The 16,028-nt window shown below is 47.5% G+C and carries 10 protein-coding genes; 3 read left to right on the forward strand and 7 right to left on the reverse strand.

Features of this window, described 5'->3' with window-relative positions:
- Positions 1–25 precede the first annotated feature (25 nt).
- The 5 genes from EII41_RS03945 to EII41_RS03965 all read right to left on the reverse strand — a co-directional run bounded on the left by EII41_RS03945 (position 26) and on the right by EII41_RS03965 (position 4,434).
- A complete protein-coding gene (locus EII41_RS03945) occupies positions 26–1,468 on the reverse strand; it encodes an SUMF1/EgtB/PvdO family nonheme iron enzyme (protein WP_411292575.1) in 1,443 nt (480 codons plus the stop codon).
- Between the two features lie 30 nt (positions 1,469–1,498).
- On the reverse strand, positions 1,499–2,491 hold the full coding sequence (locus EII41_RS03950; RefSeq protein ID WP_124752200.1) for a PorP/SprF family type IX secretion system membrane protein: 993 nt from the start codon (positions 2,489–2,491) through the stop codon (positions 1,499–1,501).
- A gap of 102 nt (positions 2,492–2,593) precedes the next feature.
- A complete protein-coding gene (locus EII41_RS03955; protein WP_014224689.1) occupies positions 2,594–2,815 on the reverse strand; it encodes a DUF2795 domain-containing protein in 222 nt (73 codons plus the stop codon).
- A gap of 83 nt (positions 2,816–2,898) precedes the next feature.
- Complete coding sequence (locus tag EII41_RS03960) at positions 2,899–3,462, reverse strand: cob(I)yrinic acid a,c-diamide adenosyltransferase (RefSeq protein ID WP_124752201.1); 564 nt, start codon at positions 3,460–3,462, stop codon at positions 2,899–2,901.
- A 9-nt stretch (positions 3,463–3,471) separates the two neighbouring features.
- Positions 3,472–4,434: a DUF5106 domain-containing protein gene (locus tag EII41_RS03965; RefSeq protein ID WP_124789516.1), complete on the reverse strand. Its 963-nt coding sequence runs from the start codon at positions 4,432–4,434 to the stop codon at positions 3,472–3,474.
- A 528-nt stretch (positions 4,435–4,962) separates the two neighbouring features.
- Between EII41_RS03965 and EII41_RS03970 the strand changes: the two genes are divergently transcribed.
- Positions 4,963–10,626: a hypothetical protein gene (locus tag EII41_RS03970; RefSeq protein WP_124789517.1), complete on the forward strand. Its 5,664-nt coding sequence runs from the start codon at positions 4,963–4,965 to the stop codon at positions 10,624–10,626.
- A 681-nt stretch (positions 10,627–11,307) separates the two neighbouring features.
- On the opposite strand, the gene EII41_RS03975 is transcribed toward EII41_RS03970, so the two are convergent.
- A complete protein-coding gene (locus tag EII41_RS03975; RefSeq protein WP_124789543.1) occupies positions 11,308–12,462 on the reverse strand; it encodes a dipeptide epimerase in 1,155 nt (384 codons plus the stop codon).
- The gene (locus tag EII41_RS03980; protein ID WP_124789518.1) at positions 12,459–13,535 is read right to left on the reverse strand and encodes a C40 family peptidase; all 1,077 of its coding nucleotides are present in this window, start codon (positions 13,533–13,535) and stop codon (positions 12,459–12,461) included. Before EII41_RS03980 ends, EII41_RS03975 begins: the two co-directional genes overlap by 4 nt.
- A 289-nt stretch (positions 13,536–13,824) precedes the next feature.
- Here EII41_RS03980 and EII41_RS03985 point away from each other — a divergent pair, with 289 nt between their 5' ends.
- The gene (locus tag EII41_RS03985) at positions 13,825–14,628 is read left to right on the forward strand and encodes a hypothetical protein (RefSeq protein ID WP_124789519.1); all 804 of its coding nucleotides are present in this window, start codon (positions 13,825–13,827) and stop codon (positions 14,626–14,628) included.
- A gap of 12 nt (positions 14,629–14,640) precedes the next feature.
- Positions 14,641–15,951, forward strand: coding sequence for an LVIVD repeat-containing protein (locus EII41_RS03990; RefSeq protein ID WP_124789520.1), 1,311 nt, complete (start codon positions 14,641–14,643; stop codon positions 15,949–15,951).
- Positions 15,952–16,028 lie beyond the last annotated feature (77 nt).

Here is a 16,028-nt window from a genome sequence, read left to right on the forward strand (position 1 = left end):
TCTGATGTATTGTTGTCGTTGGAGTTTATTTCTTTTTGTTTTTCCCTTTCGCGTTAGAGAATCCGATTTGCGTACGCACACAGCGGAAGCCGATGTAGGAGCGTGTTTCATTTTGATATTCGAAGGTACGCCGGTCGGAGCGGATAAATTGAGCCACATCTTTCCATGAGCCGCCCCGCACTACTTTCTTTTTCATCGCATACGGGTCTTCTTTCGCCGCGTTATAGTGAAGATCGGGATTAAGGTCGCTCGTCTGGTTCTGTCCCGATTCGGTATAAACGGACGAAGTCCATTCGGCCACGTTTCCGGCCATATCATACAATCCGAACTCATTCGGCGCAAACGTTGCCACACGCGAGGTAATAAGGTGACCGTCTTCCGTATAATTTCCGTCTCCGGGTTTGAAGTTGGCCATGAAACAGCCTTTTCCATTCTGGAGTTCATTCGTCGACCACGGATATTTGTTTTCGTTTTTGCCCGCGCGGGCTGCATATTCCCATTCGCCCTCCGTAGGTAAACGGAACGGTTCAATCACTTGTCCGGGTGGCAAGTTGGCCGATTTCTTGTAATATTCGGTTCGCCACACACAGAAAGCATTCGCCTGCTCCCACGAGACACCGACTACCGGATAATCATCGTAGCCCGGATGTGTAAAATACATTTTCAGATACGGTTCGTTGTAAGCGTTTTTGAAATCGTTCACCCAGCTCGTTTCATCAGGGTAGATATTGATAATATGTGTATGCAGGAAATCAAACAGACTGCTTAACGGACGTGTGATCGTTTGATTAACAGGGCGTCCATCCGTATCGAGGTAGGCCGTATCTTTCGAAATCATAACGACGGCATTGGGATCCGGTTCGATATCGGTATTACGTTCGCGCTCGGCCGGATCGAGACGGTTACGGCGCAAAGCGGCAGTGGTATAGTCGAACCATTCGTATTTATAATTCATCTGTCGTCCGTCGAGACCGCGTTCACCCGTCACGGGATGAGTATAGAACACACTTTCGATAGCACGCTGCTCGTCTTCGTTGGCACGTTTCCAAGGAATGGGACGGGTCCAGTCGAGATGCGGAGTGACCGGCTCCCCGTATTTGTCTTCCGTAATCATAAACAGCTCGTTGCCACCGTATGCAGGGTCGGCCAGACGGGTACGAATGATCGAGTCACGCACCCAATAAACGAACTGTCGGTATTTCGCATTCGTAATTTCCGTCTCATCCATCCAGAATGCTTCGAAGGAAACTCCTTTCGTTTCGGCATCGAAGCCCCAGAGGCTATCCTTATCCGATGGCCCCATCTCGAAGGAACCTCTTTTAATCAAGACCATCCCGTAAGGATTCGGCTCGTTGAACGAAGCCATCTTGACGCCAACCAATTCGCCGCCGTCGCCGGAAAGCAATTTTCCGCACGAGGTCGTCAGCAACATCATGGCGATCGATATGAATGCTAATTTCTTCATCATCTTCCTGATTGTCTATTGTCTGTTCTTATCTTACAATATTCTGATACTCTTATGTCTGTTCCTCCCGCCTTTGGGTTTGTTCAGGGTCAGCCGATATGTTGCCATGGCCTCATGGCTGCCCGTACTCACCTTCGACAAAGCGGAAAACGGATATTCATAGGCATAGCTTACACGGAATTTACCGATATTCGCTCCCAAATAAAGGATACCGTTCATCCGCACACCTTGATAACTATCACCGATCCGGACGCCTAATCCTCCGTTAAACATCGTCTTGTAAACCGCTCTTACGGTCACATCGCCCATGTACATCTGCAAGTCCGTTTGCATAAATACAGAAGGCTGTAACTCAATCAACGGATTTTTCAGTTTAATATTGTACCCGGCTGTTAAATTATATCCCCGATTGACTTTCAGCGTAAAATTTTCATCCAACTCCATCTCCGGAGCAAGTACGTGTGTGGAAGCAATACCGACATAATATTTGTCTGTCGAGTAGAGCAATCCAACGGCTACATCCAGCCCCTTCGCATCGACGTCGGATTTGGGCAAAGCCTCATCTTCTTTCGAATGGTCAGAACTTCCATCAATCCCTTCGGGAACAGGCTCTGCCTTAGAGCCTAAATACGACTTGCTGATCATTCCACCTTGAAGTCCGATACTCAATACTCCTTTACCCAGCTTATGTTTATACGCATATTGAAGCGAAGTGTACACATCTTTATATAACGTACTTTTATCGTCGCTAAAAAACATCACTCCTACCCCATGCCGTGTTTTTCCGAACGTGAAAGGCATATCGGCTGCAACGAAAGCCGACTGCGGCATTCCTCTGTCGAGTCCAAGCCATTGCAGCCGGTAGAGCGCCGTTACCGCGAGTTCGTTCTTCATCCCGACCGAGGCAGGGTTATATGCCCCCATTGCCATAAAATAATGGTTCAGTGATGCGTCGATCTGCGCCCAAGCAGAAGCTATCCCCATGTTTAAAAGGAGAAATACTGTCCAGAATCGTTTGATCGTCATTCGAAAGAGTTACATCTATAGATATGATAACTCTGAAAAACTCGTAAAATTGTGTATGAAATAAAAAAGAGTTGCAAGCACTGCCCGCAACTCTTTCATTTTTCAGTATTCTTCTTCATTAAAGAAAAAGTCTTCCTTACTGGGATAATCCGGCCAGAGATCTTCTATACTCTCATATATTTCACCTTCATCTTCCATCTCTTGTAGATTTTCAATGACTTCGAGCGGAGCACCGGAACGTTGAGCGTAATCAATCAGTTCGTCTTTGGTTGCAGGCCAAGGTGCATCTTCCAATTTGGATGCCAATTCTAATGTCCAGTACATAAAAATTCTATTTTACAGTTATTTACCTTTAAAGCCATCCCAAAAATGGGCTGAAATTTTCGGCAAAAATAAACCTTTATTTGTTAGGTACAAGCGCTATCCCAAAGAATTTCGTCATTATTTTTACGGACACACTCATTCCGACCGATAACAAACAGAAGATCAGAGAGTCGATTCATAAAAATCAGCACAGGTTCTTCGACGGTTGCCGACTCGGTGAGACGATATATGCGTCGTTCGGCACGGCGACACACCGTACGGCATACATGCGCCAAGGCCGACGTGCGGTTTCCTCCGGGCAAAACAAATCCGCGCATGCGCGGCAACTGCGAATCGTAACGGTCGATCGCTTCTTCAAGTCGACGAATACTCTCGGGAGTCACATTACTTTCGATGCGCAGATCAGTTTGCGTCATATCGGTTGCGAGATAAGAGCCCACGGTAAACAACTTGTGCTGAACAAAGCGAAGCAGATCGGCCGTTTCCTGATCATCCGTTTCGGCAATCAACAACCCTATTTGCGAATTCAATTCGTCGATCGTGCCGTAAGCTTCAAGGCGGGGATGTGTTTTGGAGACACGTACACCTCCTACGAGAGAGGTCGTTCCCTTATCACCGCCACCGGTATATAGTAAACTTTTTTTCATCTCTTTCATTTATTTAGAAGATTCTGTTTCTTGTTGCGCGGGAGCATGGAGAATGCTGTTCAGGTAAAGTTCGATGTATGAGAATGCAACATCTTTCATTACGACCTTATGCTCTTTATCAAGCAGATAAAGCGTCGGAAGAACACGCAATACATACGTCTGTTGCTGCTGGATATCAAGCTCCTTATCATAACCGTGTATCCACGCTTGAGGCATCTGAGGCAAGTATTTCTTCCATTGCTCTTCAGCCATATCGGGATATATGGAGAGAATCGTGAGCTTTTTCTGCGCGATCATCTGCTTAACAGGTTGCGACGCGTCAATCATCCGAATTAGCTCCAGAGCATTCCCCAAATCGAGACCATGAAAAAAGACGAGTACAAAATCGGTCTTCAAGTTATATAGCGATCCTTGAGAACCGTTCTCCGTCGTATATCGGATGTCAGCCGCCCGCGTGCCCGGACGGTTTTTCCGCACTTGTTCCAGCATGACCAGAGGACGCCCTTTGCGGTAGGTATCCAGACTGTCTGACGCAACCATGTGCTCGAGTACGGGGATGAAAAATTCTTCATTTCGCATCGGAGAAGCGGGATGAAAAAGATATTGCTCCATCTTCGAGGTAAAGAAAGCGTACAAAGCACGGTTTTTCTGCGCTTGATCAAGTAAGCGCTTGATTCCTTCGCACGAGGTCTGATACGGCGCATAGGGAAAAATCGAAAAGAAGTCGACAAGGGCCTGCTCAGTAATATGCGCGGCACTACCCACGAAAGCGGTATCGGCGAAGTCGAAATGATCCCAATAATGCATCGCCAGATACTCGGCACGCAGTCTCGGTTCAGTGTAAACTGCCGGGACTTCGGCCTGTTTGAACGTTTTCTGCCCCGATACATCCGTCGACGTTCCACAGCCCCAAAACAACATCAAGCCTGCCAAACCACAGCCGAACAGGAGCAATTGTTTTTTCATCATCATGCTATTTAATACCTTTATAATTTTGTGTTTCGGGCACAAATGTACGGGATAAATTCCAATATTTATATCGTAAAATAAAATGTTTTTTAATTTCCGACTTTACTTAAAGATACGCTTTACGATCGCTTTGATTTTTTTCGTGCGTGGGAAGGGCATCGATCAATAAAACATAAAACACAATTTATCAACTAATTTAGTCGATTTCAAAATACTCCAAAAGGAGTCAAACACACGTAGAAAGGATGAGCCAGACATAAAAAGCCCTCCCCCTCTTTCTTTAGTTTTTCTTCACACATCATACAAGCCGCCAAAACGCTTCAAAAGCCCCTGATTACCTCATCGGTATGCTAACAATTACAAAATAATAGCAGAAAACACAAAATCTTACAAAAAAACATTTGCCCGACAAAAAAAACACCATATTTTTGCAATTTATTCTTTACAGACAACAAACTCTAAACAAATACTCTTTTCGACAAATAAATAAAGTAAATGAGATATTAACGTCAATTTAAAGATAAGATAGATATGAAAAGAAAACCTACTCATCATTTGCATGCACTCCCTTTTTGTCTATGGAGAAAAAGAAGCAGAACACTCATGCTGCTTTGTACGCTATTAGTCTCAACGATCGTAGCAGAGGCCCAAAAAGTAAACTGGACATCAGGCTATCCGAAACTGGACGAAGTTCCTTTGGTGATGCTGGAAGACGAACACACTTTATTGCTACGATTTACTCCGCTGAGCGCAGACATTAACAACGCGATTATTGAGGTGGCACTGCCCCCACAAGTAGACTTCGGCGCCATCAGTGGGAGTACCGTATTGACCTCAAACCCTTTGAGCATGTCAAGCACGTTTGGAGGCACATTAGCCACAGGCAAGACGGCAGCCATAGCTGTCACCTCGAATGGCAATAAACTGCTTCGCAATACGGAAGTAGAAATCCATGTCAAAGTAAAAGCCGTTTCGTGCGGCACGCCCGGAGCGGCGAATTTCGGCATTCAGATTAAGTCGGGAGCAACCAATGTGACAGACGGACAGAATTCCGTAACGACCAATATTGTAAAACCAAGTATTGCCTTAATATCAAACGACGGAACGATTAATTTCCCGACCCAGACAAGTGTCAATACCGTAACATATTATCTTAAAACGAATACAACGAATAAGGCTTCTTCCGCGAAAGTTACGTTTACGACAGATCTTGTAACCACTCTTTCGGATTTCAAGCTCAAAGGCGTAGCTTTCACACCAACCGAGGCTACTGTCGGCGGCAAAAAGACCTACACGTTTGCCTTCACTCCGGCCTTATTAGGCAGTAAAATCGACAACACTAACGATAAAGTCATCACTTTTCAAGGCGCTTCGACCGGCTGTGGCTCCCATTTGGTAGAAGCCAGTGTGCAATACCCGCACGATTCGGACTGTGCCACTACAACGGGCTCGTCCGTGACATTAGCTTTCCCGTCTCCTCCCCTGCCCAACATGGAACATGTTAACACGCATTACGTCAACCATGCCGATGCTCCCATCACCACTATCCAAGTGAATATGGACGGGACTACCCCCACCATCGTGAAAACAATTTTCCGGAATACAGGTGGACTCGCACAGAACATTCAATTACACTTCCGCAACTATGGGTCGTATAATTATCTTGACATCTCCGATATTTACATGCAAGTAGAAGGAACCCCCAAACGCAAGATTACAGCCGGAGAAATTACCGTAGTAAGGACTACAAGAAACACGTCTGTTTATGGCTATCTTAAACCAAGTGCCCTCGGAAAACCGTACGCCATTGATATCCTTATTCCGGAAGAAGTCCCGGCCGGCAAAACGATTACATTCTGGGTACCGACCATTAACGGAGATATTTATGATAACACGACTCGCGATGTGTACCATAATTACGGAACAAATACCATCAACGGAATAACGAGCAACATCACTCAAGTCAAAAGTCCTTGTGGCGATGACGGTGTCGCTGTATCCGCGCCTCATCGTCATACTTATCTCAATGTTGCGCACTACCGTGAGTTGCCTCCGAGTTTAAGCATAAAAGGAGGCCAGATAAAGAAGCAGACTGTTTTCATCGCACCCGGTTCTACGAATGAGACCGTAGCAGAATTCCACGTTAAGGCCCCTGCATGGCTTACGATTCAGAGCATGAAAATAACAGCCAACAGCGATGGCACCGGCACGTTTTATGGACAAGCAACCGTGTCTCCGGGTGCTAATCAGGCATTCGTATCAGTTCAAAACAAGGGTAATCAAGGAACTGCTTACTTACATATAGAGTACAAAGCAGCACCCTGTGGATCATCCTCTAATCAAACGGAGAAAATACATTACTGGGTAAACCAGAAGTGGGCTACCAAGAACCTCGAAAGAGTAAGCCAGGTCTTTCAGGAAGCCATTCATACTTGCGATATCACGGGCATATCGTTCGATGAGTTTTATTCTCGCAGAACCAGTAAAGGACTGAAAGATACCGACAACAACAGGATACCGGACAATGGTTCCGCAGCTCCCGACGATGAAATACGGCATGATCTCTTCGTCACTGAAGACGAAGGCTATTTCTATTGGAAAGGAACCGTTCAGGCACCGGGCGGGTATAGATACATCGATATGCCGGTCAAATCCGTAGGCTTCCGGTTCGATTCGCACGTCGTACCTACCCCCCAAAATGCGACAGTCACCCTCAACGGTACCCCGGCTGCCGGTCAGGTTACCTTTACAAGACCGACAGGTAATACGGGTTATTTCCGCTTTCATTATCCCGGCGGTTTAGCCGCCAATACGGTAGTTGAAATCAAGGTTCCTTTTAAAGTCCAAGCGGGCACTAACAACCCCAACAGCATGGATTCGGAATTATATGTAAGCGCAACTCCTGTGGGTAATCCGTTAAACAGCGCAAGCGATCCGGCGCGTAAAGGTAAAGAAAAAGCATCGCTACCCATCGGCACATACAACATTGATCGGTTGAATTGGTGGAATAACGATGCAAAGGAAGAATCCTTCCCTGATAACAGTCCGAAAAACAATCTTCACATGGGATATACCGATATTTTTCACAGCGGAAGATTCCCATATCCATACTTTCCGAAAGAAGTACGTTTCCACGAGTATCTCGAGAAGCTCGAATTCAAACTGCCTAAAGGGTACCGTATAATCGATCCTTTAACCATACAATACAACAAAATCAGCGCTCCGCTCGAAAATGCCATATTAGCCGCTGAAAGTTCGACGGACGGACATATGATTTATGATGTCAAAAGTTTGTATGACCTAACGTATGATGGATCCGGCACGTTGCAAAGCGGTAAATGGCAACTACCCGATGATTTCTGGCGACTTACGACATACGGAAAAATCAAGGCGTTACCCTCGGCCAAGCGCGATGCAAGCATCATGCAACGTATCTCGACGTGGAAGAATCCGAAAACCGGAAAAATCCATACCGATGTGCTTGACGTTACATTCAAATATAGCGGGCCGGGCAATTCGCTCGAAGTATCGGTACCGGAAGTACCGGCTTACGGTCCCACCGTCAGCAGTCCGGCGCTCACCATAACAAACCAGACAAGCAAACCGATACAGGATATGTGGTTTTATTTCGAAGGAGATATCAGTGACGTCAAACTCAAAGATGCCGATGCGGGAACGGTCTATACCGGCACCGGACTGGGAAATCGTTGGGTAAAAGTTGCGAACGTACCCGGCACTGCTTCCAAAACCTTTGAGATGAGTTATACCTATAATTTTAACGACTGTAGTGGCGATAAAGTGAAGGTGTATACCGGCGCCGGATTCAACAATTCATGGGCCCCCAATACAAATGCTCCGCTCGATCCGGACGGTGACAATTTTTCAGCGATCGACTCGTTCGTCATCAAGCCTTCAGCCAATGCTACGGTAGCAGGAAGCATCACGGCTGCCAAAGATACCTTTAAACACGAATCGGTAGAGCCGTACACAATCAAAGTGAATTTTACGACAGTCACTTCGACGGGAGCACTCAAAAACCCCGAGATGAAAGACTTTACAGTTCCTGCCGGACAAGTCTATAAAGCTGGAAGTGCCCGGCTGGAATATCCCGTAGGTACACTGACTCCAGTTCCCGCTACGATGGAGGCTGCACTCGTTGCAGCATTCGGGGCGGGAGAAGACGCGGCACGGACAATCGCTTCGATTAAACTCGCCGATGCCAAAGGTAGTGATATCATCCTCCCGGGCAACCTCGATACAGAAGCAACAGACGCCAACCGGACAGCTAGTGTCGTCATGGAATTTAATGCCAAGTGTAATACCGATTTTACGGGAATACAATATAAAGGACAGATTGCCGGCATGTCGCCCTGCGGAACGGTTGCAGCCGGAAGCGGCATCCATATCGTTTCACGTAAACTGTATCCGAACGTAACGTACAACTATCTGTTTGAAGACATCAGAATCGCACCAGTATCAGGCACCCATGCGTTTAACGAGATTCAAACACAGGATACGCTCAAGCTAACGATCAAAAAGATCACCGGAACCGTCAATAACATGGTGCCGACGGATCATTTGATGCTCCAGATGCCCAAAGAGTTGAACGTTGATGGGGAATCGGTCTTCTACAAGGGCTCCGGTTCGATGAGCGGGCTGGATAAGTCTGATCAGATTATCTTTAAGGACAGCATCGACGTTAAAGGTGTACGTTATGTCAAACTGCCGATGCCAATCGATGAATACAATGCGGCAGCCAACAAGGGGGTAGGTGCTGAAATAACCTGCCATGTACCTGTTAAGTACACCCCCAACGGGCACACACGCAAAGATAACCCTGTCGATTCCATTATCGCTTCCGTCAATATCTACGCCATATTCGGAAGCTGTCCGCCCATCGTCGTACCTGTCGGTACCGGCAAAGACAGCATCGGGCTCTTTACAGCCAAAGAAATCCCGGCACGTCTGTATGTAGGCGAACTCGATACGATCGAAATACTCAGTGCCGGATTCGGAGGAAGCTGGTATCTCGAAAAGACAGGCGGAACGCTGCAACATACCGGAGCCAAATGGCCGCATGCCCCGATCGACTCGACCAAGCTCGGAGAACTGATGTACTATTTCACTCCCGTGATTAACGGACATCATTTCGGCGGACGACTGCCTTATCCGGTAAAGATATGGATTCACCCATGGTTTATCCGCAATCTCGATCCGATGAAGTATATCTGTGAAGATCATGATACCCTATTCGTCAAGGGAGGAGGAATGGATATTAAGTACCAGTGGTTCCACGAAGGCAATGCGATCGCAGGTGCTACAGACACCAGCCTGATTGTGCGTAAACCCGGAAGATATCATGTAGAAATCACGGATACGGTTCCCGAAACCGTCAGCTCAGACACGATGGAGGTATACTTTCGCGAAATCCCCACGTTCATCAAAAATCTGCCTCTCCGTGCACGCGAATGCGATGACTGGCGATACCTGCTGAGCGTTGAAACGACCGGAAAATTCATGACCTATCAATGGTACAGAAACGGACTGCCCATACCGGGAGCGACCAAGAGCAGCTACTACGCGCTGGCCAAAGACTCGTCGGCGTTCTTCCGTGTCTCGGTCAAGAATCCTTGCGGCGACAGCATTGTAAGTAATCAGTGCTACCTCAGTTTCTGCGACGAGAAAGTACATGGGATCAATCGCTTGATCGAACTAATCGTTCCGGCATCGGCCGAGACCGACCCGAGACCGGGACAGCTGATCTTCGTAAAAAGTCAACAAAACTTCAAGTTCACGATCAAGGCGAAAGACGGATACAGTCTGAAATACGCTACGGTTACGACCGACAGTCCGATCTGGAACGAACAAGGCGGTATCAAACGAACGATGCTTTCGGACAGTGTCATGGAAGTAACGATCCTTACCGTTACCCGAAACCTGAAAGTAACGGTATCGGGAGTCAGTCCGGTAAGCAATCAGGAGATCATCGGCAAGGCATCGAGAGCCTGGGCTTATGAAGGGAAAATCTACGTGGAGAGCGATCGTCCCGCCACGGTTTATGTCTTCACCTCCATGGGTCATCTCTACCGACGTGAGACGGTACATGCGGGACTGACGACGTTCGACGCACCGCAAGCGGGTGTTTACTTTATCAAATTCGATAACGGATACTCCGGCAAGATTCTAGTCGAATAACGATGGCGATACCTTTTTTCCCACACAAGCTTTAGATGCTTTATCGGGATAAGATTTTAAGAGGGGGTGTCTAAACGCAATGTTTGGGCGCACCCTCTTAAAATATATAAGAAAAGGTTATATTTCGGTCTTCGAATGTTTAACCCAAATTACGCGATACACTGTTCAGTATTTACCATTAATCATGGACGTACGAATGTACGACGATGATTATGTCAGGCTTACAGCCCTCCGCCGAGATGCGATGCCTTTTCCCCCAACGCTTCGCATTGGGCTGAATTAAGGCGCCCTTTCAGGGCTTTTACAGCAATCAGCGTTCAGCCGGCCAACAACTCAACAAATAAACATTTCAACAACTCAACGCCCGCAAGGCATACAAGGGCTGAAAGCCCGATGCAATCAACAACCAACCCTTATTTATCAGATACACAGAAGATTAATTAACTATTGACAATAAACCATTAACTATGTACCTCTACATCCGTATCAACAAATCTCAAACAGATGTGAAGGTGATTTTTGTTTTACAAAAAATCTTTCTCGCGGAATTTTGAAGGAAAAACAGGAAAAACAGAAGAGTGAAAAACGATAAGAGCATCTCTGCCAAGAAACTTTTCGTTTTTCACTCCTCATAACAGCTTCCGAAGTGGATAATTCACAAACGCCCGAAGAAGAACCGAGCTACTTCTTACGAACCTCAATGCCGATGCCCGGTCTATCGGTAGGCTTCATGATACCATCCTGCAATGTTGCGCCGCGACACCAGTCCGATTCGGGTTTGATAAGCAGGCTGCCGTCAAGGTCGCAGAAATCGACGACCGGAGCAAGCTGGGTTGCCGCCGAGATGGCGCATGAGCTTTCGGTCATGCAGCCGATCATCACCCGCATGTCGAGCGAGCGGGTCAGGTTAGCCATTTTCCATGCCTCACGTAATCCGGTACATTTCATCAGCTTGATGTTAATACCGCTGTAAGCACCTTTGAGTCGCGGGATGTCCGTCAGCCGCTGCACGGCCTCATCGGCAAAAACAGGTAGCGGGCTATGCTCCGTGACCCACGCATTATCGTCGAGTTTTTTCTTCGACATGGGCTGTTCAACCATTACGATCCCCTTTTCTTTCAGCCACAAAATCATATCGAGTGCCTGATGCTTGTCTGTCCAGCCCTGATTGGCATCGACGGCGAGCGGGATATCAGTCACTTCACGAATCGTCTCGATCATCGTTTTATCATGCTCCGTCCCAAGCTTGACTTTCAGGATGCGGAAATCGTTGAGGTACTCTTTCGTCTTTTTGCGAACGACATCGGGCTCGTCAATACCGATCGTGTACGTCGTCGGAGGAATGTGATCCAGATTCAGTCCCCAGATTTTGTACCACGGCTGCCCCATAAGCTTGCCCACGAGGTCGTGCAGTGCAATGTCGACGGCGGCTTTCGCGGCCGTATTATTTTCGCCGAGACGATCGACATACGTCAGAATATCCTCCATCTCGAACGGACTGTGGAAACGGTCTAACTTCACCCGCTCCAGAAAAGCGCATACGGAAGCCTGCGATTCGCCCAGATATTGGGGCATGGAGGCTTCGCCGTATCCCGTCACACCGTCGTATTCGATTTTTGTGCGGACGGTCGGTGTCATGGTGCGCGAATAAGTAGATACGGTGAATGTATATCTCAGCTGTAAATCGACCGGCTCGAATGTCAATTTCATTTTGCCGTCGAGAGCAGCCGACTTCATCAGGGTGAACGGTGCGGCATGCGATGAGTCGAGAGACAGGCTGCCTGCCGCCGCTGCGAACGCTGCCGTTTTTAGAAAATTCCTGCGATTCTGTTTCATTGTTTGTTCCATGTGTTTTGGTAATACGGATTATTTTTAATCGTGCTGATTCCGGGCCATTCGCGAGCGCCGATGATACGACAGGCACGTACAAACTCCGACGCGTTCAGCGCATCGTAGTTCGGAGCAGACGGGTTAAGGCTGCCGACCTTTACCTGTGTTGCCTCATGGATAAATTCATCGTTGCCCATATAAATCCCGACATGACGGATGCGGTCTCGGTTCTTCCCGAAGAAAAGCAAATCACCCGGACGAAGATTCCCGTATCCGTTCGCGATATCGATCTGTTCGCCGGTGACGCACTGCTGCGACGCATCCCGTTGCAGAATCAGTCCGTGAAGGAAGAAAACCGTCTTGACGAGGCCGCTGCAATCCATCGCTTTCGACGATGTGCCGCCCCAGAGGTAAGGCACACCCATAAATGACTGTGCGGTAGCAAGAATACTTTCTGCGGTCAGGTCGATACGTTTCAGCCATTCGTCGATTGGCCGCGCTTCGGCCTTCAGGACAAAAGCCTTTCGCCCGTCGGGATACGAAACGCGGTAGAACGCTCCCTTTTTACCTTCGAGGCGAAGGATATTACCCGCCACCAAGTCCGAAACAGGAGGAGACTTCCGGTCGGCAAGCGAATAAGCAAAGCCGTGATGAGCCAGAAAAATGATTTTCGGAGCATCTGTCCATGCCGTAAATGTAGCGGCATTCATCTCGGTCACATTGCCGGACTTCGTATATCCCGTATAATTGTCGGGCGTTTGAATACGCAACCAGCCGTCGTGCCGCTCCAAAATACGAACAGGGGTGCCCAGTAGCGCCTGTGTCGCCATTTCGGCAGGATACCTGCCCTGCGTACGAATGCTGGCGACCGAAAGCGTTACCACGCCATACGTCCGTTCGCCCATCGCGGCGGAAGGCTCGAGCGGAACAGGCAACGTTTGAAGGCTTAGTCGGCGTACGGGAACCGTGTCTTGAGGCGTTGACCGTACCGTATCTTTTGTTGCGAGAGGACTTCCCTCCACTGTTGTCAGCGAAGCGAAGCATAAAAGCACGAGAGCAAAATATCGAAATCGTTTCATGATATAATCCCTAAAAAAACGCCTAAAGATAAGACATATTTTACGAATATAAAAAATGAAACTCAGTCCCTCTTTTGACCATATAATCGCAAATAAATGGCTAAGAAAAGATAACAAATATTCAGAAAAGCGATTATTTTCTACGGATCCCGAAAGAGAACTAGACACAGGATACGATATTCATTCCATCATAACCCATCTTTTTTTACTCGTGATGCAGCGTTTGGGATCTTTTTCGCATCATGCTTTATGTAAAGATTAGAACACAGTGTTTAAAAACAATTGTATCATGAAAAAAAAGCTACTCTTATTATTTGTTATGTCCGCACTGACCGGAGCGATGCACCTCCTGCAGGCACAACCGGATTACAGGCCCAAAAAGGGTTACGTGCATCTGAAGAACGGAACCGTACTAAAAGGAAAGTACATCTATGCCCCGACCCTCGATAGAGTCAGGGTGATGAGTGGCGGAGAGTCACTCGTCTTCTCCACGGACGAAATCGAAAAAATATCGAACGGAAAAGGAGCAAACATTGTCAGGACGGAAGAAAGTAAACCGTTTTCCTACAAGTCTCGGCATTTGTTCAGTCTGAATGAACTGGGAATTCTGATCGGCAATGCGGACAACGAACTGAAAGCACCTTTTATTTTCAACACTTCTCTTCATTACCGGCTTTGGAGAGGACTGTCCGCCGGAGCGGGTACGGGCGTGGAGATTTATAAAGAAGCCTATTTACCCGTCTTCGCGCATGTGATGTATACGTTTGGGGACAATCAGCGCGTTTCGCCTTTTGTATCGTTACAGGGAGGATATGAGATTCCGCTCGAAGGCTCTCGTCTGAAGTATGTGGATATCCGACCGCCGAGGCATGATTGGATCGGGCCTCCACCGGAAGTCACCGATACGAAAGCTAAAGGAGGCTGGCTTATTCATCCGTCCGTCGGATTTATTTATCAACTGAGCGAAGGGTTTGCCATGGGGCTTTCGGTAGGCTACCGTCATCATTCGTTACGCTACAGAGCTAACGAAGATTATTCGATGGACGTAAAATATGATCGTCTCTCTGTGAAATTAGGATTTATCTTCAATTAAAAAAACTGCTTTATGAAACGTTTTCATCTTATTTTATCTGCAATTTGTTCGATATTGCTGCTATCAGCATGTGTCGACGAATATTCCGAAACGTACACGGCCTATACTCCGGTGTATCTGTCGTACGGCGATTTGCGAAGCGCCGTCAAGCCCTCCTCTCCCCGTTCGATCGAGAAACCCGGGAAGATTTACTTTAAGGGAGAGATGTTATATATCGTCGAGCGTCTAAAAGGTATTCACATGGTCGATGTGTCCGATCGTTCCCATCCGCAAAACGTGCGGTTTGTAGAACTTCCGGGCTGTGTAGACCTGGCAGTCAAGAACAACACGCTTTATGCCGACAGTTACGTCGATCTCGTAGCGCTCGATATTTCCGATCCGAAGCAAGTGAAAGAAATCGCGCGCCTCAAGGATGCTTTTCCCTACACCATACCTCCGACCGAACGGCCGCTACGCGTCGATCGTGTCGATCGAGAAAAAGGAGTTGTGATCGACTGGACAGAGCAAAAAATCACCCGTAAGATCGAAGAAAGACCCCGCATTTACTATCCCATGCGCCCGTGGGACAACTGGCACAAAAGAAACGATTTCTTGAGCCTCGGAGGGAATTCCGGTTCTCCGGGTTCGACCGGTCCGACCTTCGGAAAAGCCGGATCTATGGCACGCTTCGGGTTGTACGACTCATACCTGTATGCCGTCGACAACACGAGCGTTCAACGGTTCGATGTTTCGGAAGAGCGCTCACCGAAGAAACACGGTAGCCCCCAACATGTCGGAGGCAGCATCGAAACGATGTTTATTTACGACAAGCATATCTTTTTCGGAACCCGCTCGGGCATGCTGGTCTATTCGCTTGAAAATCCCGTCATGTTGCAACATAAAGCGAGTTACTGGCACATCACCGCCTGCGATCCCGTGGTGGTCGAAAACGGATACGCCTATGTTACGCTCCGAGCAGGAGTGCAATGCCGGAATCAAAGTATCAACCGGTTAGATGTGCTCAAACTGTCGGACGACTACCGGACAATTACCCCCGTAAACATGGTCAATATGAGCGAGCCTTACGGCTTGGGCATCGATAAAGAGATGTTGTTTATCTGTGACGGAAAAGCCGGTTTGAAGGTATTCGATGTCACCGACAAAAAGAAAATCGAAAACCACCTGATCGCCGAATTTCCGTCGATTCAGGCTTTCGACGTCATCCCCGTCAACGGTTACCTGTTTATGATCGGCGACGACGGCTTCTATCTCTACGACTATTCAAACCCGAAGCAAATTAAGCTGACCGGAAAAATCCCGGTCGTCAAAAAAGGAGAAAAGTAAATAGTTCGAAAAAAGACAGAGTCTGAAAAGAAAAATCCCTGCACAAACATCCCAAACCGGATTTTCTATGTAAATTT

Origin of the sequence: Tannerella forsythia (assembly GCF_003860135.1) — a bacterium.
Classification (GTDB): domain Bacteria; phylum Bacteroidota; class Bacteroidia; order Bacteroidales; family Tannerellaceae; genus Tannerella; species Tannerella forsythia_A.

Bases quoted from the DNA above. Each gene is read 5' to 3' on its own strand.
- EII41_RS03945 (WP_411292575.1), bottom strand. From the start codon at position 1,468: ATGATGAAGAAATTAGCATTCATATCGATCGCCATGATGTTGCTGACG.
- EII41_RS03950 (WP_124752200.1), bottom strand. From the start codon at position 2,491: ATGACGATCAAACGATTCTGGACAGTATTTCTCCTTTTAAACATGGGG.
- EII41_RS03955 (WP_014224689.1), bottom strand. From the start codon at position 2,815: ATGTACTGGACATTAGAATTGGCATCCAAATTGGAAGATGCACCTTGG.
- EII41_RS03960 (WP_124752201.1), bottom strand. From the start codon at position 3,462: ATGAAAAAAAGTTTACTATATACCGGTGGCGGTGATAAGGGAACGACC.
- EII41_RS03965 (WP_124789516.1), bottom strand. From the start codon at position 4,434: ATGATGATGAAAAAACAATTGCTCCTGTTCGGCTGTGGTTTGGCAGGC.
- EII41_RS03970 (WP_124789517.1), top strand. From the start codon at position 4,963: ATGAAAAGAAAACCTACTCATCATTTGCATGCACTCCCTTTTTGTCTA.
- EII41_RS03975 (WP_124789543.1), bottom strand. From the start codon at position 12,462: ATGAAACAGAATCGCAGGAATTTTCTAAAAACGGCAGCGTTCGCAGCG.
- EII41_RS03980 (WP_124789518.1), bottom strand. From the start codon at position 13,535: ATGAAACGATTTCGATATTTTGCTCTCGTGCTTTTATGCTTCGCTTCG.
- EII41_RS03985 (WP_124789519.1), top strand. From the start codon at position 13,825: ATGAAAAAAAAGCTACTCTTATTATTTGTTATGTCCGCACTGACCGGA.
- EII41_RS03990 (WP_124789520.1), top strand. From the start codon at position 14,641: ATGAAACGTTTTCATCTTATTTTATCTGCAATTTGTTCGATATTGCTG.